The following is a 20,417-nucleotide window of genomic DNA, read 5'->3' as shown; positions in this document are numbered from 1 at the left end:
GCTCGGACCCACAGACCTGCGGCACAGAGGCGCCGCTTTCAGGGACAGGTGGTCGCCAACCCCTTCCCTGGCGTCACACACAGTGATTGGTTAGTCACTTATAGCTGCCAGGGACCTGGGGAGCCCGTCCATCCTGGTGATACGAACGGGTGGGGTCGGTGCGGCCTGGGGGGTGCGCGATGGGATTCTGCCCGGAAGAGGTCGCCGGCTCGATCGGCGGCGGTCTCGGGGATGAGGGACGGGCCGGGCCTTCCGGCGGCCGAGGTGTGCTGCACGGCGCGTTCGCGGTGCTGGAGGAGCTGGCCCGGGTGGAGGAGGCGGGGCTGACGCAGCTCGCCGTGGCCACCGGCCTGCCCAAGGCGACCGCCCATCGATTGTTGTGCCGGCTCACCGACCTCGGCGTGGTGCACCGCGAGGACGGTGGCCGCTACCGGATCGGGACGCGCATGTTCCGCTGGGGTCAGCGGTGGTCACCGGCCCAGGTGCTGAGCACGGCCGCCGTACGACCGCTTCGGCGACTGGCCGCCGCCGGATGCAGCGTGACCATCGCGGTCAGGGACGGTGACGACGTCATCGTCGTGGCGGGGATCGGCGACCCGGCTGTTGACGAGGTGTTCCGGATGCGTCCGGGCATCGTGCTGCCCGCGGCCAGCGCCGCCGAGGTCGTGCTGGCGGTGGGGAACCCGGCGTCGGGCCTCCGTCCGGATCCCGGTTGGAGCCTGCCGCCGGGGCATTCCCGGGCCGAGTGGGCGCGGCGCGTCGGCGACGCCCGGGACCGGCGGGTCGCCTTCGACTTCGAGGCGGCTCTCCCGCCCCTGGGCTGCGTGGCCGCCCCCGTACGGGCGCCGACGGGAGCCGTGGTGGCCGCGGCGGCCGTCGTCGTGGTCGGCACGAACCGGCTCCCCCTGCTGGCGGACGCCGTACGGGAGACCGCGGCGTGCATCAGCGCCAACCTGGCCCGCGTGCCGGGAGCGGGCCGCGCCCTGAACCTCCTGGCCACCCCGGAAAGCCCACCCCGCGACCGATAACCCCCCTCCGGCCGGACCACGAGCGCGCCTGCGAACCATCGGTCTCATGCGGGCGCCGGGAAGTGACCGGCAGCCGTCGCCACCGGTCACGGACCGACAGCCCGGCTATGCGTCGAAGTCGATGACCAGCCGGCCCAGCCGGGCACGGAGCGGGACGCTGTCCGCGTGCACGAGCCGCTCAGCCACCGGAATCCGCTGCGCCCCACCACCCGCGGCGGCTGCGGACGAACCACCGCCCTCGCCACCGATGAGCGCCGTCTCGTCGGCTGTGCCCGGGTCGGTGCGGTGGCGTTCGCGGTCCTCCACCAGGAGGCGGTACTGCCAGATGATGTCCAGTCCCGCGGGCGGGATCACCGCGGACCACTGGAACCCGGCCTGCGCCGCGCCGCAGGTCAGCTCGGTTCTGATCGCCGTGTCCGTCCAGTCGAGGTCTTCGATGCTGGTGAAGGGCCGCCGTTGGACGGTGGCGGTGACACGGTGGCCGGCCGCGACCGCGGGCAGCCCGGCACCGGCCTGGAGGCCGAACTCGGTGGCGGCGGCGGGCCCGGCGAGCGTGACGCGCAACCCGCCGCCGGACACCTCTTCGACCGTCAGCGTACGACCCGGCACGAGCTGCGCGAACTCCGCCTGCACCACGGGCGACAACTCCAGCCCCGCCAGCGCGTGCGGCTGGTAGCGCGCCAGGGCCAGCCGCAGGTACGGGAAGTAGGCCGACTCCCGCCCCGCCGCTCCCAGATCGACGTCGACGTCGGCGAACCACAACCCCTTGGCCGCGTCGTACGACGGCTGGTACGCCACGACCGCCCCGGCCAGTTCACGCCCCTCCCCCGACTCGGCCAGCCGGAGCGCGGCGGAGGCGACGGGGCCGGGGAAGTTCGCGGGAGCCGGCGGGGGCAGCACGGTCGCGTCCGACCAGACGGGATCGGTGCCCCACCGGGTCGCCAGATGGCCGGGCAGCGGGTCGCCGCCGGGCGGGTCCAGGACGACCGCCAGCAATTCGTCGTCGCCGGAGGAGAACCACGGCCGGTCCAGGTAGACCCGCACGCCGGCGCCGTCGCGTACCGTCACGTACCGCTTGTTGGGGCGGTCCTCCTGGCGGTTCCACCGGAAGGTGGGCAACAGGTACGAAGGTTTCGGCGGCTCCGGACGCCTGCTCGCGGGCACCGGCCAGCCCCGGCCGGCCGTCCCGGCGCTCGGCTCGCCGGGGCTGGTGACGAGGGCGGGATCGGCGGTGATCGACGGGTGGAAGTACTCGCGGAACCGGGTGGTGGCGGTCGGCCGGTAGACGACGTTGCGGTGCAGCGTGTCGCCGAAGTCGTGGCGGACGGGGGTCGCCGCGTGCGGCAGGCGCACCTCGTCGCGGTCGGAGTAGGCCAGCTCGACGCGGCCGGCGTGGGCGTGCTCCTTGATCCGGCGGGGGGCCGGTTCGGTGACGTCGTCGATCCAGCGGGTCCAGGTGGCGTCGATGTCGACGTGCCCGGTGCTGCGGGGGTGCGACCGCAGGGTGCCGCGCAGGTCGGCGAAGGTCTGTTCGGGTTCGCGGGCGAAGCTCACCTCGCCGAGCTCGGGCGGCGACAGCGGGCGTTCGACGGCGTGCACGAGCCGGATCTCCGTGTACGGGGTGAGCAGCCAGTTCAGCCCGGCGACGGTCTCGTCGGCGATCAGCTCCCGCTCGGCGTCGGTCAGGCCCCGCCAGAAGTCCGAGACGAGCAGGCGCTGCCAGACGGGCAGGAGGGCGAGGTCGGCCGGGGTGAGCCGGCAGCTCAGCCGTACGGTGGCCATCTCGGCCTTGGGCAGGTACACGGTCAGCAGCCGGGGGACGTCCCGCCATCGCGGCGCCTCGTCCCCCTCCTCGATCCGCAGTCTGAACGGCGCGGCGTCCGGCCAGGTGTCGTGGAAGTCGTCGTAGAACGGGACGGGGTGGATCGGCGGCGCGCCCGGCAGGCCGTACAGCGTGACGCCCCTGGCCAGGACGTCGGGCAGGTACGGCAGGATCAGCTCGGCGGCGGTGTGCACGACGAACTCGCCCTGCTTCAGCCCGGCGCCGCGCGTCACGGGCAGCGGGGTGACCGGCTCGGGGTCGAGGGCGTCGTGCTTGGCGACCGCGATCTCGTCGAAGAACAGCAGGTCGCGGGTGCGGCGCGGGTCGTCGGCGTAGCTGACCACGGTGTCGAGGAACGTGCCGGCCTCGCGCGCGGCGGCCGTGAAGAACCTGGTTCGCACCTCCTGCGGCCGGTCGCCGCCGATGGCGTCGTCGAACCGGCCGTGCCGCTCGGCCATCTGCAGCGAGGTCTTGGGCGGGGCGACGAACCGCTCGTCGTAGTAGAGGTACCGGCGGCTCAGCCCGTCCGTGGCGGGCGGCTGGTCGGTGTGGCCGGGGACGTCCTGGCGGTCGAGTGCCCACTCCCAGGCGGGCACGTCCCGGCCGCCTGCCGTGACGGTGCTGCGGATGACCAGGCACTGACTGGACTCGCCCTCGTTGAACGGCTTGCGCTCGACGATCACGGGCGGCGGCACCGGCTCCCACCGCGAGTACGTGATCGCCCGCGACAGCGCCGACCCGGGCGCCTCCGCCGACGGTTCCAGGGCGTTGCCCGCCAGGTCCACCACGCGGGCCCGCAGCCGGTAGGTGCGCCCGTACCGGAGCGCCGGCAGTGAGCCGGGCACCGGCGTGAACTTGGTGTCGAGCGGGAAGTTCGCGTCCACCTCCGGATCGGCGACGACCGGGCGGCCGAACCTGTCGAGCGTGCGGCCGGGCAGCGGGGCGGACAGGCTCCAGCCGTCCCAGCCGAACAGCGCCTGGTGCACGTACAGCTCGTCGGACCGCGTCGCGTCGCGGGTGACGGCGCTCGCCCGGACGGCGCCCTCGTCGTCGGCGATCCCCTCGATCCAGTACGGCGGCTGCCCGCCCCGGCGGATGAGGTAGGAGCCCCGGCGGCGGCACAGGGAGAGCCAGCCACTGATCGCGCCGGCGGGGCCGACGACCCCGGCGTCCACGCGGAACCCGCGGACCAGGTGCCCGGCGTGCAGTTCAGGCGCCGCATCGCCCGATCCCCGCTGGTGGGCGGCGTCGTCGCCGATCTGGTCGGCCAGCCAGGCGTCCCGTCCCCGGTGGAAGACGGTGAGGCCGGCGCCCTGGAGCGCCGTCGTGCCGGTGCCCAGGTGTTGCGCGCTCGGCTGGCCGCTCGGGCCGCTCAGCCTGTGCATGCGCTCGATCAGCGCGGTGAAGTCGGCCGCCTTGATGGCCGCGCCGTCGACGTCGGCGTCGGTGACCGTCCAGTCGTCGCCGCCCAGGCCGAGCCAGCCGCCCTGGACGGGGTGCCCCTGCGGGGACGCGGCGGTGAACCGCTTGCCCGCCGCGAAGTCGAACAGCGTCCACGGGCGCAGCGGGTCGGTGTCGAACGGCGGCGGGACGTCCTCGAACGCCACCCGGAGCCGTCCGGTCGCGGCCAGCCCCGGAGGCACGGGGACCACGAGATCGAGGACGAGCCCGAGCCGCCGGCACAGCTCCGGGTAGTCGGCCAGGAAGCCGCAGACGCCGTGGAACTCCACGTCGGGCGGTTCCGGCCGGGGCGCGACGGCCTCCGCGCCCGCCGGGCCGCGGCCGTCGCGCGGGGGCTTGGGCCGGTCGTAGAACCTGACGGCCTCCGCGAGCGCGAATCTGGTCTCGTCACCCCGGTAGGCGGCACTGGTCCGATCGAGGGTGGCGGGCCGGAGGTCTGCGGCCCGGTCTGTGGCTCGGTCCGCCGCCCGGTCCGGGGCCAGGTCGGCGGAGGCGCGGGCATGCGGTGCCGGGGCGTCCCCGATCATGCCGTCGATGGCCCGGTAGGCGGCCTGGGGATCGCCGCTGAACCTGCTCATCTCCCCGACCACCGGGATGCCGCGGACGACACCGGTGTACGGCTGACGCCAGGGCCGCGACGCGTCGCCGTCCCGGTCGCCTGAGTGGTGGCGGACGGCCTCGCCGCTGCCGGGCGGCGTGAGGCGGTCGGTGATCACGACCTGGCCGATCTGGTCGTACAGCGTGGCGATCCGCTCGTGGACCAGCGCCGCGGGGAACGAGCGCAGCACCCGCACGCCCGCCGACCCGGCGGCGACCGCCGCGCCGAGCGCGCCCCCGGCGGCCAGGGAGCGCGACCGCACCGGCGAGGCGGCCGGGAACATCCTCCCCCACAGGTCGGAGTCGGGGGACGGTGAGCGCGGGTCGGGACGCGGGACCACGGGGGCGGCGTGCCCGTCCCAGACGACGCGCAGCGCGGGCAGCACCGTCTCGCGCAGCGTCCTGGGCCAGTCGGTGAACTCGCCGACGTCGTCGAGCCGGCCGCGTGGCGCCTCCAGCCGAGGGCTGACGGCGACCGACAGCCGCACCTCGCCCGGCCCGGCCACCCCGGCCGGCAACACCGTCCACAGAACCCTGAACGTGCCCATGTCCGTACGCTCCCCCGTGCTCGGCTCGGTCCGCTCGCTCATGTCAGCCCACCTCCGCGAAGGCGCCGCAGTACTCGGCGACCGGGTCTCGTCGCGCGCCGGTGACCGGATCCCGGTACGGCGCCATCATCTGGGCGAAGGTCGAGGCGGAACCCGCCGCCGCCCCGACCACCGCCCCGGCCTCTTCGGCGAGCCCCGCGGCGGCCGACAGCGACCGGGCGCCGCCGAACCGCTTCTCGCAGCTGATCTCGACGGACTCCTCGAAGAACCCGATCTCGATGGTGATCGTGATCCGGGCCCGGCCGACCGCGTCGCCGCCCTCGTACCCCAGCTCCAGGTAGAGCTCGATCGACGCGGAGACCAGGCCGAGGACGTCCACCTCGCCGCGGGCGCGGAAGTAGCCGAACAGCACGGCCTGCCCGGTGGCGGCGTCCAGGTGGAAGTAGATCCCGGCCATCACCGACACGCTGCCGCTCGCCACGCCGAAGTCGACGGACGCCGCGGCCCCGAACTCCAGGCCCGCGTCCAGCGCGCGGACGCCGTCGGGCGACAGCACGATCCCGAACCAGCCGCCGCCGCCGAACAGCGAGACGGTGAGCCGGAAGGGCGCGTCCCTGCGGCAGAACGCGAACCCGATCTCCAGCGGCCTGGTGCCCGCGAACGGCAGGTCCAGGTAGGCGTTCAGGGCGATGTTCTCCAGGCTGAAGACGCCGATCGCCAGGTTCGGCAGCGGCATGCCGTACCGCGCCAGCACGCCCCGCGGGGAGACGTCGAGCGTCGGCGGGTCGCTGAACCCGTCGAGCGGGATGATCCGGCGCAGCGTCTCGACGAACGACAGCGCCCCGATGAACTCGACGTTCCGGAACGCCACCTCGACGTCGGGTTTCTCCCCGGCGCGCACGGTGAACCTGATCCGCCGGAAGTCCAGCCGCATCGCCTCCAGCACGCCCGGCAGCAGCACCAGGTCGAACTCCTCCAGCGTGCAGGTCACGTCGGCGGCCGGGCGCACGTCCGGCCGCAGCCCGGCGCGCAGGTCGACGACGACGGAGAAGCGGCCCTCCCGCGCCGGGTCGCCGTGGCCGTCGTGCGGGACGAAGATCGGCGGGTCGCCCTCCCGCAGCGACCAGGGCTGGATGTCGGGCGTCCACTCCAGGCGGGCGGCGACGGACTCCGGCAGCCGGAGACCGGCCTTGGCGCTCTCGATCGCCTGCCGCAGCGGCAGCACCCCGGCGGGGGCGTCGTCCCAGATGGCGAGGGCCTGCCGCAGGTGGCCGAGCAGCGCGACGACGGCGTGGTCCACGTCGGCGGGAAGGCCGGCGCCGAGCGCGTCGAGGGCGGCGGAGAAGTCGCGGAAGGCCGTGTCGACCTGGCCGAGGTCGGCCGTTCCCGCGATGAACGCCTCGACGGTCCTGACGAGGGTCAGCGCGGTGGTCCCGACGCGTCCGGCCGCGGCGGCCACGGCCGGGAAGCGGGCGGCGACGCCGATGAGCTGGCGTTCGACGCGGCGCAGGTCGGTGAGGAAGGCGGTGGCGGCGTTGACGGTCTGCGTGACGAACCTCGGCGCCTTCAGCTCCTTGTCCAGCCCGGCCGCCTTGACCAGGGCGGACAGCGGGATGACGCCGAACAGCTTCGCGCCGATCGCGTCGAAGAAGTCCGAGGGCCGGAAGGTGCCGTCGGCGACCGTGCCGAGGGGGTCGTCCGCCGCGGCGGCGGGCGTCCTGGCGGCGCTGACCGGTCCGGTCAGCCGGGACAGGCCCGCGACGGTGAACGTGGGCGCGGCGAGCCCGCCGGAGCGGTCCCGCTGGTCGTCGAAGTCCATCACCAGCGGGGACGTCCCCGTGCCCGGGACCAGTTCCAGGAAGACCTCGCCGGGGTTGACGGGGTCGCCCGGTCTGTCGGGCGTCCTGTCGAAGGCGGCCTGCCGGTAGCGACGGGCGTACCGGACCGGGCGGGGCCCGAGCGCGCCGGTGAGCCGGCTCACGGCCGGCACCACCGCCGACGCCCAGCGCAGCACCGGGAGGAAGCCGGGGACGTGCTGGTAGAGCTCGTCGTCGCGGTCCGTCGGCAGGGCGGTCCCCCAGACGAGACCGGCGGCCTCGACGGTGGTGTCGTCGGGCGCGGCGGGCGCCGCGACGGCGACCCGGGCGCCGCGCAGGGCGGCGCTCAGCCGCGCCGGCGGCGTCCCGGGGTCGGCCGGCCCGGGGTCCAGGGCGTTGTACGCCGCGGCCGCCGCCACCAGGTCGGCGCCCTGGTTGAAGTTCTCGGTGAGGAACAGCAGCGGGGTGTCGAACTCGGTCTCCCGCCCGGCCAGGTCGGTCGCGCGCACCTTGAACAGGTACGGGTCCTGGTCGCGGACGGCGGGGAAGAAGGCGTGCTGCCCTTCGCGCACCGGCAGGATGTCGGCGGGCGGCGAGAGGTCGGGGGTGACGAGGCTGAGCAGCTCGACCCGCCGGAACGGGAACAGGGCGTCGAGCCGTTCGCCGTCGGCGTCGCGGCGGACGGTGCCGGGCGGGAAGTCCCTGACCGGTTCGCGGCAGGTGATGAAGATCCGCTGGGCGAGGTAGGCGGGATGTTCCGGGCGCTGCGGGTCGAACTTCCGCTCGGTCACCTTCACCAGGTCCGCGCGGTGCCCGAAGGGGCACAGGTAGCCCGAGTAGAGCACCCGTACGTAGTGGTCGCGGCCCATGGCCGCCCGGTGCCGCCACTGGCTGACGTTCGTGATCGACGGGCGGGGGTCCCAGCTTCCGAGGGCGTCGAGCCAGCCGCCCAGCGCGGAGAGGATCAGGTGCCCGACCTCGACGGGCACCGGCACGTACGGCCGATGCCCCGGCTCGGTGAACAGCCCGCGGTCGCTGGTGAGGTGGACGAGCGCGGCCCGGTCGGCGGGGGTCAGCGACGTGGTCAGCGGGTCGGGCGGCGGCTCGACCGGCGTGTCGCCGGGGAAGTCCCTGGTCCACACGGCCCTGGCCCGCGTGCCACTCACCCGCGTGTGCCACAGCTCCACCCGGCCCGTGTCGTCGGCGGGGGACGTGCGGTGCGTCCAGCGCACGTCCGGCGGCGGCGACAGCAGCAGCCGGTACGGCAGCTCGATCGCGGTCCTCGGGTCGCCGACGGGGTCGCGCAGCGGATCGGCCGGGCCCTCGTCGCCCACGGTGCGCAGCGGCAGCCGTCCCATGGCCGCCAGCAGGCCCTCGGCGGTGTACGGGATCTCGTCGTCGGGCCCCACGACGAAGACCAGTGTGCTGCGTCCGCTGATGCGGGAGACGACGGGCGGCGCCGGATGGGGCTGCACCGGGACGGGGTCGGGCAGCCCGGCCCCGGCCGACTCGAAGAACGCCTGCTCCACCACGTGCTGCGCGGGGAAGGTGACGACGATCAGCCCCTCGCGGTCCGGCACGGCCCGGACCAGGACCCGGCGGGCCGCCGGGCGCTTGAACGACAGGCCGGGGAACCGGAAGCGCAGATCCGCCAGGTCCGCGGTGCGGACCAGGCGGACCCGCTCCGGCTCCTCCTCGGGACCGGTCAAAGCTTCACCACCCTTTCCGGCTCAGCCGACGAACGGGGACGCGAAGGCGAACTGCTCCCGGTGGACCAGGTCGGTGACCTGGGTGGAGCCAACGGCACGGTCGAACTGGAAGGGGTTGTTGTCGGGGACGCCGCGGGTGCCGCAGAAGGCCGTCTGGCCGTTCTGGAGGCGGATGGCGGTGCAGCGGGCGTTCCCGGGGAGGGGGTCGAGCGTGGCGGTCAGGACCTCGACCTCGACCGCGAAACCCGTGCCGTTGAAGACCTCCGTCTGGGCCTGCTTCCAGGAGGCGCCGGTGCCCCAGATGCAGGCCCGGGCCGAGAGGCCGGGGAAGACCAGGCTGGAGACCCAGCTTCCGCAGGTCGGGTCGGCCGCGGCCCAGGCGCCGCCCGTGCCGGTCACGGCGGGCGCCATCACCGCCGCCCCCGCGACCGCCGCCGCGACGAGGGCCCTGGTCAGGGCTCTCGCGGATCTGTCGTTCATGCTGCTCGTCCTTCCGTGGAACGGCCTGATCGCTCCCGGAGTCGTCGCTTGGGGTGAGCGATCGTTTACGTTGCGTCCATGCTGTTGGCGTCGCGGTGGGCGGGCAACGTTCGGTCCACTCAGTGGACCGGCCGGGGCGCGGCGCGTCGGCGCAGCTCACGGGGTACGCACGAACCTTGCCGGAGCTGCGGCGCGCCCGCGCCTGACCCGGCGGCCCGCTTCCAGGGCCACATATTCTTGCCGCATGGAACAGCCGGAGCAGGCGTGACCGCCCTCCTCGACGTCCGGCGGATCTACGTCGAGCCCGAGGCCGCCGCGCTGCCGCGCGGGCGCGAGGTCCTCGCCCGGTTCCCCGCCGCCGAGATCGTCGAGGTCGAGAGCCACCACCGCATCCCCGAGCTGTACGGCGACGAGGCGAACGTGGCCCGCTGGGTGCGCATCAAGACCGAGGCGCTCGTGCTCGGCGTCAAGAAGTCGCTGACGGCCCGCCCCAACGGCCGTTCGGCCGACTTCATCGCGCCCTCCACGGCCAACGGCTGCGCGATGGCGTGCGCCTACTGCTACGTACCGCGCCGCAAGGGCTACAGCAACCCGGTCACGGTGTTCGCCAACATCGACCGGATCACCGGCTACCTGCGGCGGCACGCCGCCCGCCAGGGCGTCAAGCCCGCGCCCGACCAGGTCGATCCCCGCCTGTGGGTGTACGACATCGGCGAGAACTCCGACTGCTCGGTCGACGCCACGATCTCCGGCAACGTCCGCGACCTGGTCGAGCTCTTCCGCGACCTGCCGAACGCCAAGGCCAGCTTCGCCACCAAGTACGTCAACCGCGACCTGCTCGGCTGGGACCCTCGCGGGCGTACGCGCGTGCGCTTCAGCCTCATGCCCGCCGCCGACTCCAAGCTGCTGGACATCCGCACCTCGCCGGTCGCCGAGCGCATCGACGCGATCAACGACTTCGTCGCCGCCGGATACGAGGTGCACGTCAACCTGAGCCCGGTGGTGGTCCGGGACGGCTGGCTGGCGGACTGGGCCGACCTGCTGGAGCACCTCGACGACGCGTTGTCGCCCGAGGCCCGCACCCAGCTCGCCGCCGAGGTGATCTTCCTCACCCACAACGACCGGCTGCACCAGGTCAACCTGGGCTGGCATCCGAAGGCGGAGGAGGTGTTGTGGCGGCCGGAGCTACAGCAGGCCAAACGGTCGGAGACGGGCGGCTGGAACGTCCGCTACCGCAACGGCCACAAGGGCCGCTATGTCGCCGACCTCACCGGCCTGCTCGCCGACCGGCTCCCCTACTGCCGCATCCGCTACGCCTTCTGACGGGCCGATGATCCGGCGGCCTCCAGGGGAACGGTCAGGGTCGCCGGGATCCCGCTCCGCCCGCCGCCCGCCCGGCCTGTTCGCCGGGCGGGTCGCGGCGGCGCGCCTCCCGGACGAACGTCAGGGCCACGGCCCCCGCCACGGGCCCGGCGGCCAGGGTGGCGAACGCGGCGGAGAAGGAGCCGCTCGCCTGGTAGACCGCCCCCACCACGACCGGCACGGTGACGCTGCCCAGTTGCGCCACCGCGTTCGTCGCGCCCGCCGCCGAGCCGGCCAGCGCCGTCCCCGACAGGCCGGGCACCATGGCGATCAGCAGCGGCGAGTACAGGTACGCCCCCAGCCCCGCGAACCCGGCCATGACCAGGAACGCCGTCTCCGTCTCCATGCCGCCGAACAGCAGCAGGCAGCCCGCGAAGGCCACCAGCACGGCGATCGCGGGGCGTTTGCGTCCCCGTCCGGCCAGGTCGGTGGCCAGGCCGATGACCGGTTTGCCCACCGCGCCCGCCGCGGCGAACACCACGACGACCGTCCCCGCCGCCACCGGATCGAGCCCGTGCCCCTTCACCATGAGGGTGTTGGACCAGGTCACGAAGCCGTACGTGCCCCATAGCCCGCCGAAGCCGGCCAGGCCGATCAGCATCAGGTCGCGGTCGCGGACCAGGCCGCGCGGTGACGGGCGAGCCGCCGGCGGCTCCCGCCGGTCGCGCAGCAGCGCCAGGCACACCAGCGCGAGCCCCATCGAGACGATCCCGAACAGGTGGTAGGAGGCCCGCCAGTCGTACCACTGGATCAGCCGGGGCACGAGCACGTTGGCGATCATCGTGCCGAGCGAGGAGGCCATGGTGAACACGCCCATCGCCAGCCCGCGCTCCCGTTCGCCGAACCAGGAGGCGATGAGCTTGACGCCCGCCGCGAAGTCGGCCCCCGCGCAGAGCCCGATCAGCGCCTGCACCGCGATCCCGGCCCCGGCGGACGGCACCGACCCGAACACGATCATGAAGCCGCCCGCCGTGAACAGCGACGCCGACAACACGAACCGGCTGCCGATCCGGTCGCCGAGCAGCCCGCCGCCGACGTTGGACAGCACGTAACCGACGTAGTAGGCCGTCGCGAACGCCCCCAGCCCCGCCAGCGACACGCCCAGCGCCTCGCCCGCCTGGAGCGACGCGGGCCCCCAGGTGGAACGGTCGACGGAGGTCATGGTGAGCGAGGCCCAGCAGAGCAGCAGCACGACCCACCGCCGCATGGACCGGCTCCCGACCGATGGTGACTCTATGTGATCGCCCACGTACGGTCACGCTACAGGTCACGTGACTCTTTGTACTTGTCATGCGACAATCTGCTACTGTCAGCGATCCTTCCCGACAAAGCCGAAGGGACGTCAGATGCACAAGAGAAGACGCGGATCACTCGCCGTCGCCGCCGCCGTGACCGGTGTGCTGGTCACCGCCGCCCTGGCCGGACCGGCCCTGGCGGCCGCTCCCCTGCCGCTCCCCCACCCGTACCCCGGCTTCGGGCCGGCCGGCCCGGCCTGGCACGCGCCGGCGGGCACCGTCCACGACCCGGCCCAGACCGCCCCTGACAGCAAGGGGCCGTGAGGCCCCGACAGGTGCGCCGCCCGGTGCTCTCCCAGGACCCGGGCGGCCCGGTCGGCGCGGCGAAGGGCTCGAAAATGCAGTGAAACAGCAGGATCTTGTGCGTACTGTCGCGAAGATGGATCCAGCTGACTTCTACACCGGCATCGTCGCGGAGCTCTACGGACCGCTGAAGTCCTTCGCCCAGGACCCCGAGCCCTACGCCGCCTTCGTCGAGCGGGCCGGGGTCCCCGCGCTGGAGCTGGGGTGCGGGGACGGCGATCCCCTGCTGGAGCTGCGCCGCCGCGGCCTGGAGGTCGACGGCGTCGACTCCTCCGCGGACATGCTGGAGCGGCTGCGGAGCCGGGCCGGCGAGCAGGGCGTCACCGCGGACCTGTTCCACCAGCGCATGGAGAGCCTGGACCTGCCCCGCCGCTACCGGGCGATCTTCCTCGCCGGGCCCACCTTCACCCTGCTCCCCGACGACGCCACGGCGCTGGCCGCCCTGCGCGGCATCCGTGCCCACCTGACGGACGCCGGTTCCGCGCTGGTGCCCCTGTTCACCCCCGAACCGACCCCGTCCGACCGGATCGGCCACGTGCGCTCGGCCGTCGGACCCGGCGGCGCCGACCTCCGGGTGTCCGTCGTCTCCGAACGACGCGACGAGGCCGCCAGGACGCAGACGACCCTGCTGCGCTACGAACGGCACCACGGCCCGGACGTCAGCGTCACCGAGCGGCCGTGGGTGCTGCACTGGTATCCCCGCGAGGTGTTCGAGGAACTGGCCGCGACCGCCGGCCTGACCGTCACCGCCGTCACGGATCCGGACGGCGCCCCCGTCCCCGCCGACGCCACCGACCTGCACGTCCATCTCGCCCCCGCCACCTGAGGGCGTGGGCCGGCTCTCGCCGGGGCCGAGGAAGATTGTCGGTCGTTTTCGCGTGTTCGCGGCACGTCCGCCGCGCCGGCCGGGGCATCATGCCCCATGCCGAACGTGCAGGCCAGGAGCCTATTTCCGGTCGAATTGGGGCGCAACGGGCTGCTGGTCATCGCAGCACGGGCGCTGCGGACCTTCGGCTACGGCTGTACCAGCGTGCTCCTCGCCGAACTGCTCACCCAGGACGGCGACGCCCCCTGGCAGACCGGTCTGCTGCTGGCCGTGGCCTCCGCCGGCTCGGTGGTCGCGAGCCTGACGCTGGGCCTGTTCGCCGACGTGTGGGGGCGGCGCCGGACGCTGATCGCCTGCGGCTGCCTGATGGCGGTGACCGGCGCCGTGTTCGCGCTCAGCGAGTCCTACCCCGTCCTGATCGCCGCCGCCTTCGTCGGGACGATCTCGCCGTCCACCAACGACAACACGCCCTTCTCCGGAGTGGAGCAGGCGATCCTCGCCCAGACCTGCCCCCAGGCCCGGCACACGTCCGTCTTCACCTGCTACAACGTCACCGCCATGGCCTCCGGCGCGCTGGGCGCCCTGGCCGCCGCCGGGCTCGGGCTCCAGCCCTGGACGTCGGCCCCCGACGCCGCCTTCGCCCTGTACGCGCTCCTGGCCGCCGGCACCGTGACCCTGTTCTGGAACCTGACGCCGCAGGCCGAGCCGCCCAGGACCGCACCCTCCGGCCAGGACCGGCGGAGTGGGCGGATGTCCGGCCAGGTCCGGCTGCTGGCCGGGCTGTCCGCGCTGGACGCCCTGGCCGGAGGGCTGGCCGTCCAGGCGGTGCTGGCCTGGTGGTTCGCCCACCGTTACGGCGCGACGACCACGCAACTGGGCCTGGTGTTCTTCGCCGCCAACCTGCTGCCGGCCCTGGCCCAGCTCACCGCGCCCCTGCTGGCCGCCCGGCGCGGGCTGCTGGCCACCATGCTGCTCCCCCACACCGTGGCCAACCTGCTGCTGGCCTGCATCCCGTTCGCCCCGAACCTGGCCACCGCCGTCACGTTGCTGCTGCTCCGCCAGACGGTGTCCAAGATCGACGTACCGGCGCGGCAGGCGTTCACGGCCGCGGTCGTGCCGTCGGCGCACCGTACGGCCGCCGCCAGCATGACCAGCCTGGCGCGCAGCGTCGCCGTCTCGGTCGCCCCGATCGCCGCCACCACCATGCTGACCGGCACCCTGGCCGCGCTGGGGGCTCCCCTGCTGCTCGGCGCGGCCCTGGGCCTGGGCTACGACCTCGCCCTCTGGCGCGCCTACCGCGGCGTGCCCCTGACCTGAGAGGGACGGGCGGCTCATCGCCGCATGCGGGGATCGCGGGTGGGGTCGGCGTACTTGCGTGGGCAGCCGTCGGCGGCGGCTTCGGGGCGCAGTTCGTAGTGCCAGGGTTCGTTCCGGTAGATCTGGCACAGCCCGTACGCCGCGCCGCGCCTCGACAGCCACCCGGCCTCCTCGGAGGGCCCGCCGTGCCCCGAGGCCGTCAGGGAGGTCACCGCCCCGTGGACGACGACGCCTGCGAGCGCCACGACGAGGACGACGAGAGCGGCCACGATGGCCGATCGGGTACGACGGGATGCCGTTCGTGCTGGTCCGCTGCGGATCATGCCGCCAGTCAAGGCAGCAGGCCGTTGCCGGTGCGTATGTCGTTTTCGATATGCGGGCGATAGGCCCCCGGCCGTACCTTCGGGGGTATGCGGGTACTGATCGTCGAGGACGAGACCTATCTGGCGGAGGCGGTCCGCGACGGCCTCCGCCTGGAAGCGATCGCGGCCGACATCGCGGGCGACGGCGACACCGCCCTGGAGCTGCTGAGCGTCAACGCCTACGACATCGCCGTCCTCGACCGCGACATCCCGGGCCCGTCGGGCGACGAGATCGCCGCCCGCATCGTCGCCTCCGGCAGCGGCATGCCGATCCTCATGCTCACCGCCGCCGACCGGCTCGACGACAAGGCCAGCGGGTTCGAGCTGGGCGCCGACGACTACCTGACCAAGCCCTTCGAGCTGCGCGAGCTCGTGCTCCGCCTCAGAGCGCTCGACCGCAGACGCGCCCACAGCAGGCCGCCGGTGCGCGAGATCGCCGGCCTGCGCCTGGACCCGTTCCGCCGCGAGGTCTACCGCGACGGCCGCTACGTCGCGCTCACCCGCAAGCAGTTCGCCGTGCTGGAGGTCCTGGTCGCCGCCGAGGGCGGTGTCGTCAGCGCCGAGGACCTCCTGGAACGGGCGTGGGACGAGAACGCCGACCCCTTCACCAACGCCGTCCGCATCACCGTCTCGGCCCTGCGCAAGCGTCTCGGCGAACCGTGGCTGATCGCCACCGTGGCCGGGGTCGGCTACCGCATCGACCCGGCGTCCGGCGCCGGACGCGAGGGCGGCGACCATGGATAGGGCCCCCGGCCTGAGTGTCCGCCTCAAGCTCACCCTCAGCTACGCCGGATTCCTCATGATCGCCGGCGCCCTGCCGCTCGGCGCCGTCGGGGTCTACTTCATGCGCGGCCTGCCCGACCACGCGGTCTACACCACCGGCGACGTCCTGATCAACCGGTCCGCCATCGTGCGTTCGTTCGCTCCGGTCGCGGTTCTCGTGCTGGGGTTCCTGCTGGTGTTCGGCCTCGTGGGCGGGTGGCTGCTGGCCGGCCGGATGCTGGCCCCCCTGACCCGCATCACGGACGCCGCCCGCAAGGCCACGGGCGGCTCGCTCTCCCACCGCATCCGGCTGCCGGGCCGCAGGGACGAGCTCCGCGAACTGGCCGACGCCTTCGACACCATGCTCGTACGGCTCGAAGCGCACGTCGCCGAGCAGCGGCGATTCGCCGCCAACGCCTCGCACGAGCTGCGCACCCCCCTCGCGATCGCCCGGACGCTCCTCGACGTCGCCCGCACCGACCCCACCCGCGACCCCGCCGAACTCGTCGACCGCCTCCACCTGGTCAACACCCGCGCGATCGACCTCACCGAGGCGCTGCTCCTGCTCAGCCGGGCCGACCAGCGGTCCTTCCCGCGCGAGGGCGTCGACCTGTCGCTGGTCGCGGAGGAGGCCGTCGAGACGCTCCTCCCGCTGGCCGAGCAGCGCGGCCTCACCGTCGAGACCACCGGCGACGGTCTGGCCCCGGCCACCGGCTCACCCGCGCTCCTGCTCCAGATGACGACGAACCTCGTGCACAACGCGATCGTCCACAACCTGCCCGAACAGGGCGCGGTGTGGGTGAGGACCACCGTTCATCCCGGCGCGGTGGCGCTCACCGTCGAGAACACCGGCGACGAGCTTCCCCCGGAGCTGGTCCGCACGCTGGTGGAGCCGTTCCGGCGCGGCACCGACCGCGTGCGCTCCGACCACGCGGGCGTGGGCCTCGGCCTGGCGATCGTCGGGAGCATCGCGCGGGCGCACGACGGAACCCTCACCCTCACGCCCCGGCCGTCCGGTGGCCTCCGCGTCACCGTGCGCCTGCCGGCCGAGGTCACGGGCGACGGCCACCGCCGGTAGAGTCCGCCTGTTCCTGGTGCCTGTCGTGCAGGAGTGAGCGCAGTCCGGCGGTGTCGACGACGTGGGCCATCCTCGGGAACACGGTGGTCATCAGCGTCTCGTGGGCCTGCCGGTCCGGGTCGGCGACGCCGTCGGACAGGACGTGGAGCCGGTAGTCGCGGTCGGCGGCGTCGGTGAGGGTGGACAGGACGACGCCGCTGGTGGTCAGGCCGGCGACGACCAGCGTGGTGACCCCGCGATCCCGCAACCGGCGGTCGAGGTCCGTCGTGGACAGCGCGCCGACCCGGGTCTTGCGGACGACGACGTCCCCGGGCTCGGGGGCGAGCCGGGGGTGGAAGTCCGTGGCGGGGTCGGCGTGGTGCAGCAGCCGCCGGTGGCCGATGAGGGAGAACGTCTTGTTGGCGGCCGGGATCGCCGCCCAGTCGTCGTCGGTGAAGCCGAGCCGCACGTGCACGATGACGGCGCCGTGTGCCCGCAGGTCGGCGACCGCGCCGGCCATCCGGGACAGCAGCGCCTGCGGGTCGTCCAGGCCGGGCAGCGAGGCGAGCACTCCCTGCTGGTAGTCCAGGACGAGCAGCGCGGTGGTGCGGGGGTCGAGCGCGAGAGGTGTGGTGGACATTCTTTCTCCTTGGTGGTGAGGGATCACGCGTGGGGTGCGGGCACCGGTTCGGGAACGGGCGCCGCGGCGCGCCGGGGCAGCAGCAGCGGGGTCGCCAGCAGGAGCACGCCGGCCAGGCCGATCGCCGTACGCGGGCCGAGCAGGCCGCCCAGCACGCCCCACGTCGCCGTCAGGAGCGCGGTCGCCGCCTTCGTCGTCACCGACCAGGCCGACAGCGTGCGGGTGACGCGGTCGTTCGCGGTGCGTTCGAGGCGGTAGGTGGCCTGGACGGGGTTGAAGACGCCGCAGCAGAGGATGAGCCCGAGTTCGACGCCCATCACCAGCAGCAGCCCGCCGGTGCCCGGCCCCACGAAGGCCAGCCCGACCGGCCAGACCGCGCGCAACGTCCCGGACACGACCAGGACGCGGTGCTGCCCGAACCTGGTGACGAGCGGACGGGCCAGCCGCGACCCGACCAGCCCGCCGATCGCGGGCACGGCGAAGGCGAGACCGTACTGCCACGAAGTGAACCCCAGCCGGCCGAGCATCAGGACGGCCAGCAGCGCGTCGGCGGCCATCAGCAGCCCGTTGAACAGGACCGTGTTGAGGAACAGCGGGCGCAGCGTGGCGTCGGCGAGGATGTACCGCCAGCCGTCGAGCAGGTCCCCGGCGCGCAGGCGCGCGGCCTCCCGGCGTCCGGGAGGCGGCTCGTGGCCGCCCGTCGCGCGGATGCCCAGGGCCGACAGCAGGTAGCTGGCCGCGTCGGCGACCACCGTCGCGACCGGGCCGAGCAGGCCGATCGCGGCGCCGCCCAGCGGCGGCCCGATGATCGTGGTCGTCCAGGTCGTGGACTCGAAGCGGGCGTTCGCGACGAGCAGGTGCTCGGCCGGCAGCAGCGTCTTGAGGTAGGCCCCGGAGGCGGCGCGGAAGGTGATGTCGGCCGCCGCGACCACGACCGAGACCAGCAGCAGCTGGACGAAGGTGAGCACGCCGAACGCGAACGCGGCCGGGATCGTCAGCAACGCCGCGAACCGTGCCAGGTCCGCCCCGATGAGCACGGGCCGCTTGCGGCGGAACTCCACCCATGGGCCCAGCGGCACCGCCACGGCCGCACCGACCGCCGCGCCCACGGCCGACAACGCCGCGACCTGCGCCGGCCCGGCGTGCAGCACCTGGACGGCGATCAACGGGAACGCGCCGAAGGCGAGCCACGTGCCGAGCGCGCTGGTGCCGTACGCTCCCCAGAGCCAGCCGAACCGCCGGCCCAGCCGGTGCCCGTTCCCCATGTCCGACACTCCTCGTCACTCACCCGTACAACCGATCCGCGATCGGGAGTATCAAAGCGGGCCGTGCAGCAGGAGATCAAACAACCGCGGGGGCAGGTCGGCACAACCGTTGGTTGTATCCGTAGAGTGTCCCGCATGGACCTCGACACCGTCCGGACCTTCGTCGCCGCCGCCGAGGCGGGGCAGTTCCAGGAGGCCGCCGCCGACCTGGCGGTCACCCAGCAGGCCGTCTCCAAGCGCGTCGCCGCCCTGGAACGCACGCTCGGGGTGCGCCTGTTCATCCGCACCCCGCGCGGCACGAAGCTCACCATCGACGGGCAGGCGTTCCTGCCGCACGCCCGCGAGCTGCTCCGGGTCGCCGAGCGCGCGGTCGCGTCCGTACGGGCGGGCAGCCGTCCGCTGCGCGTCGACGTGCTCGCCTCGCGCAGCGCGGGGTCGGGCCTGATGCGCGGCTTCCACCGGGCGCACCCCGACGTCGAGCTGGACGTGGTGATGCTCTTCGACGTGGACACGGCCGTGGCCGCCATCCGGTCCGGCACGATCGACGCGTCCTTCCGCGCGGTCGGCGTGCCGGGCCGCCCGCTGCCCGAGGACGTCGAGTCCGCCTGGGTGGTCGACGAGGCCCTCCAGCTCCTCACCGGGCCCGACCACGCGCTGGCCGACGCCCGGTCGGTGCCGCTCGCCCGGCTCGCCGGGCACCGGATCTGGATGCCCGGCCTCGCCCCCGGCACCGAGTGGACCGCCTATTACGACGACCTCGTCGCCGAGTTCGGCCTGACCATCGAGGCGACCGGGCCCAACTTCGGCTCCGACGCGCTGCTCGACACCGTCGCCGACACCCCGGCGCTGGCCACGTTCATGGGCGACCAGACCCGTCTCGTCTGGCCGGCGGGCCACGGCCTGCGCCGGATCCCGGTGACCGACCCCGTGCCCGTCTACCCGCACTCGCTCCTGTGGCACCGCGACAACCCCCACCCGGCGCTGGTCGCCCTCCGTGCCCACCTGGGCGCCACGGCGACCGGTCGCCGCGCCGCCGGGACCTGGGTCCCGGCGTGGGCGCGGGCTTCCCGGGGTCCGGCTCAGCCTTCCTGAGGTCCTTGGGTGACCCAGTAGTCCTGGAGGAGGGTGTTCTTGGGGCACCACTCCTCGCTGACGGACGTGCCGCCCACCATGGGGCCGGGCCGCTCGGGCTCGATGCCGCAGCGGATGTGCACCTGGTGCCAGTGCTGGTAGGTGCCCACCGGGCAGACGGACCGGGCTCCGAACTGCTCGTACCTGATGACCGTGCCGCCGACGCGGTGGGTCTGCTCGGCCCGGCAGGGGCCGTCCGCCGCGGCCTGGTGGTGAGGGTTCGGGGCTGCCTGCGCCGGACGGCCGAGCAGGGTCAGGGCTCCGGCGACGATGACGGCCGTGGTGGCGAGTGCGCCGCGTGCGTCCATGGTGGTCTCCTCTGGTCGTGGGTTTGCGGTGGACCACAGCGAAACAGCGCCGGGACGGTGTCCAACAGCACCTCGGCCGGACTCGGCCGAACCGGGACACCGCACCGGCGACGCGTGCGCGGCGCCCCTCAGGCCGGGACGTCGGTCAGCCGGCGCAGCGTGAACGGCTCCGCCAGGATCTCCTCCAGCACCTGGGCCACGTGCTTGAAGTGCGGCAACGAGAAGTGATGGGCGAGCGCGGCGTCGTCGGCCCACTCCTCCACGATGATCACGCGGTCGGGGCGCTCGGGGTCGGCGTAGGGCTGGTAGCCCATTCGGCGAGCTCGC

Annotated in this window: 17 protein-coding genes; 8 read left to right on the top strand and 9 right to left on the bottom strand. The window is 73.9% G+C overall.

Features of this window, described 5'->3' with window-relative positions; all coding sequences use genetic code 11:
- Positions 1–179 precede the first annotated feature (179 nt).
- Complete coding sequence (locus tag AB0J97_RS42230; protein ID WP_364100186.1) at positions 180–1,028, top strand: helix-turn-helix domain-containing protein; 849 nt, start codon at positions 180–182, stop codon at positions 1,026–1,028.
- A gap of 105 nt (positions 1,029–1,133) precedes the next feature.
- Here the strand turns inward: AB0J97_RS42230 and AB0J97_RS42225 are convergent, their stop codons facing one another.
- From AB0J97_RS42225 to AB0J97_RS42215, 3 genes are read right to left on the bottom strand one after another with little or no spacing between them, the layout of a single operon-like run.
- Positions 1,134–5,498 (bottom strand): hypothetical protein, encoded by a 4,365-nt coding sequence (locus tag AB0J97_RS42225; protein ID WP_364100183.1) that lies wholly within the window; start codon positions 5,496–5,498, stop codon positions 1,134–1,136.
- Position 5,499: 1 nt separating this feature from the next.
- Positions 5,500–8,982, bottom strand: coding sequence for a hypothetical protein (locus AB0J97_RS42220; RefSeq protein WP_364100180.1), 3,483 nt, complete (start codon positions 8,980–8,982; stop codon positions 5,500–5,502).
- A 21-nt stretch (positions 8,983–9,003) separates the two neighbouring features.
- Positions 9,004–9,462, bottom strand: coding sequence for a hypothetical protein (locus AB0J97_RS42215; RefSeq protein WP_364100177.1), 459 nt, complete (start codon positions 9,460–9,462; stop codon positions 9,004–9,006).
- Between the two features lie 264 nt (positions 9,463–9,726).
- Here AB0J97_RS42215 and AB0J97_RS42210 point away from each other — a divergent pair, with 264 nt between their 5' ends.
- On the top strand, positions 9,727–10,785 hold the full coding sequence (locus tag AB0J97_RS42210; RefSeq protein ID WP_364100174.1) for a spore photoproduct lyase family protein: 1,059 nt from the start codon (positions 9,727–9,729) through the stop codon (positions 10,783–10,785).
- 34 nt (positions 10,786–10,819) lie between these two features.
- On the opposite strand, the gene AB0J97_RS42205 is transcribed toward AB0J97_RS42210, so the two are convergent.
- Positions 10,820–12,031 (bottom strand): MFS transporter, encoded by a 1,212-nt coding sequence (locus AB0J97_RS42205; protein ID WP_364100171.1) that lies wholly within the window; start codon positions 12,029–12,031, stop codon positions 10,820–10,822.
- A gap of 139 nt (positions 12,032–12,170) precedes the next feature.
- On the opposite strand from AB0J97_RS42205, the gene AB0J97_RS42200 reads away from it, so the two are divergent.
- From AB0J97_RS42200 to AB0J97_RS42190, 3 genes are all read left to right on the top strand, one after another.
- The gene (locus AB0J97_RS42200) at positions 12,171–12,383 is read left to right on the top strand and encodes a hypothetical protein (RefSeq protein WP_364100168.1); all 213 of its coding nucleotides are present in this window, start codon (positions 12,171–12,173) and stop codon (positions 12,381–12,383) included.
- A 115-nt stretch (positions 12,384–12,498) separates the two neighbouring features.
- Entirely contained in the window at positions 12,499–13,248 is a 750-nt protein-coding gene (locus tag AB0J97_RS42195) for a class I SAM-dependent methyltransferase (RefSeq protein ID WP_364100165.1), read from the top strand.
- Between the two features lie 96 nt (positions 13,249–13,344).
- A complete protein-coding gene (locus AB0J97_RS42190) occupies positions 13,345–14,565 on the top strand; it encodes an MFS transporter (protein WP_364100162.1) in 1,221 nt (406 codons plus the stop codon).
- A 14-nt stretch (positions 14,566–14,579) separates the two neighbouring features.
- On the opposite strand, the gene AB0J97_RS42185 is transcribed toward AB0J97_RS42190, so the two are convergent.
- On the bottom strand, positions 14,580–14,834 hold the full coding sequence (locus AB0J97_RS42185; RefSeq protein WP_364100159.1) for a hypothetical protein: 255 nt from the start codon (positions 14,832–14,834) through the stop codon (positions 14,580–14,582).
- Positions 14,835–14,975: 141 nt separating this feature from the next.
- Here AB0J97_RS42185 and AB0J97_RS42180 point away from each other — a divergent pair, with 141 nt between their 5' ends.
- Both AB0J97_RS42180 and AB0J97_RS42175 read left to right on the top strand, forming a co-directional pair.
- Positions 14,976–15,671 (top strand): response regulator transcription factor, encoded by a 696-nt coding sequence (locus AB0J97_RS42180; protein ID WP_364100156.1) that lies wholly within the window; start codon positions 14,976–14,978, stop codon positions 15,669–15,671.
- Positions 15,664–16,767 carry a HAMP domain-containing sensor histidine kinase gene (locus tag AB0J97_RS42175; RefSeq protein WP_364100153.1) on the top strand — a complete coding sequence of 368 codons (1,104 nt, stop codon included), beginning with the start codon at positions 15,664–15,666 and terminating at the stop codon, positions 16,765–16,767. Before AB0J97_RS42180 ends, AB0J97_RS42175 begins: the two co-directional genes overlap by 8 nt.
- Here the strand turns inward: AB0J97_RS42175 and AB0J97_RS42170 are convergent.
- On the bottom strand, positions 16,742–17,386 hold the full coding sequence (locus tag AB0J97_RS42170; RefSeq protein ID WP_364100150.1) for a cysteine hydrolase: 645 nt from the start codon (positions 17,384–17,386) through the stop codon (positions 16,742–16,744). The two genes, AB0J97_RS42175 and AB0J97_RS42170, sit on opposite strands and share 26 nt — an antisense overlap.
- 23 nt (positions 17,387–17,409) lie before the next feature.
- The gene (locus tag AB0J97_RS42165) at positions 17,410–18,651 is read right to left on the bottom strand and encodes an MFS transporter (RefSeq protein ID WP_364100147.1); all 1,242 of its coding nucleotides are present in this window, start codon (positions 18,649–18,651) and stop codon (positions 17,410–17,412) included.
- Positions 18,652–18,786: 135 nt separating this feature from the next.
- Here AB0J97_RS42165 and AB0J97_RS42160 point away from each other — a divergent pair, with 135 nt between their 5' ends.
- Positions 18,787–19,743: a LysR family transcriptional regulator gene (locus AB0J97_RS42160; RefSeq protein WP_364100144.1), complete on the top strand. Its 957-nt coding sequence runs from the start codon at positions 18,787–18,789 to the stop codon at positions 19,741–19,743.
- On the opposite strand, the gene AB0J97_RS42155 is transcribed toward AB0J97_RS42160, so the two are convergent.
- Positions 19,731–20,090, bottom strand: a complete 360-nt coding sequence (locus AB0J97_RS42155; RefSeq protein ID WP_364100141.1) for a hypothetical protein — start codon at positions 20,088–20,090, stop codon at positions 19,731–19,733. The genes AB0J97_RS42160 and AB0J97_RS42155 overlap by 13 nt on opposite strands.
- 128 nt (positions 20,091–20,218) lie before the next feature.
- The gene (locus AB0J97_RS42150) at positions 20,219–20,404 is read right to left on the bottom strand and encodes an antibiotic biosynthesis monooxygenase (RefSeq protein WP_364100138.1); all 186 of its coding nucleotides are present in this window, start codon (positions 20,402–20,404) and stop codon (positions 20,219–20,221) included.
- Positions 20,405–20,417: the final 13 nt, after the last annotated feature.

The sequence above is a fragment of the Nonomuraea sp. NPDC049607 genome (assembly GCF_040675375.1).
Classification (GTDB): domain Bacteria; phylum Actinomycetota; class Actinomycetes; order Streptosporangiales; family Streptosporangiaceae; genus Nonomuraea.
Note: the sequence above shows the minus strand (reverse complement) of the source record. Positions and strands in the feature narration are given on the sequence as shown.

Excerpts from the sequence above, each read along its gene's own strand:
- AB0J97_RS42230 (WP_364100186.1), top strand. The coding sequence starts at position 180 with ATGGGATTCTGCCCGGAAGAGGTCGCCGGCTCGATCGGCGGCGGTCTC.
- AB0J97_RS42225 (WP_364100183.1), bottom strand. The coding sequence starts at position 5,498 with ATGAGCGAGCGGACCGAGCCGAGCACGGGGGAGCGTACGGACATGGGC.
- AB0J97_RS42215 (WP_364100177.1), bottom strand. The coding sequence starts at position 9,462 with ATGAACGACAGATCCGCGAGAGCCCTGACCAGGGCCCTCGTCGCGGCG.
- AB0J97_RS42205 (WP_364100171.1), bottom strand. The coding sequence starts at position 12,031 with ATGCGGCGGTGGGTCGTGCTGCTGCTCTGCTGGGCCTCGCTCACCATG.
- AB0J97_RS42200 (WP_364100168.1), top strand. The coding sequence starts at position 12,171 with ATGCACAAGAGAAGACGCGGATCACTCGCCGTCGCCGCCGCCGTGACC.
- AB0J97_RS42195 (WP_364100165.1), top strand. The coding sequence starts at position 12,499 with ATGGATCCAGCTGACTTCTACACCGGCATCGTCGCGGAGCTCTACGGA.
- AB0J97_RS42190 (WP_364100162.1), top strand. The coding sequence starts at position 13,345 with ATGCCGAACGTGCAGGCCAGGAGCCTATTTCCGGTCGAATTGGGGCGC.
- AB0J97_RS42180 (WP_364100156.1), top strand. The coding sequence starts at position 14,976 with ATGCGGGTACTGATCGTCGAGGACGAGACCTATCTGGCGGAGGCGGTC.
- AB0J97_RS42175 (WP_364100153.1), top strand. The coding sequence starts at position 15,664 with ATGGATAGGGCCCCCGGCCTGAGTGTCCGCCTCAAGCTCACCCTCAGC.
- AB0J97_RS42170 (WP_364100150.1), bottom strand. The coding sequence starts at position 17,386 with ATGTCCACCACACCTCTCGCGCTCGACCCCCGCACCACCGCGCTGCTC.
- AB0J97_RS42165 (WP_364100147.1), bottom strand. The coding sequence starts at position 18,651 with ATGGGGAACGGGCACCGGCTGGGCCGGCGGTTCGGCTGGCTCTGGGGA.
- AB0J97_RS42160 (WP_364100144.1), top strand. The coding sequence starts at position 18,787 with ATGGACCTCGACACCGTCCGGACCTTCGTCGCCGCCGCCGAGGCGGGG.
- AB0J97_RS42155 (WP_364100141.1), bottom strand. The coding sequence starts at position 20,090 with ATGGACGCACGCGGCGCACTCGCCACCACGGCCGTCATCGTCGCCGGA.
- AB0J97_RS42150 (WP_364100138.1), bottom strand. The coding sequence starts at position 20,404 with ATGGGCTACCAGCCCTACGCCGACCCCGAGCGCCCCGACCGCGTGATC.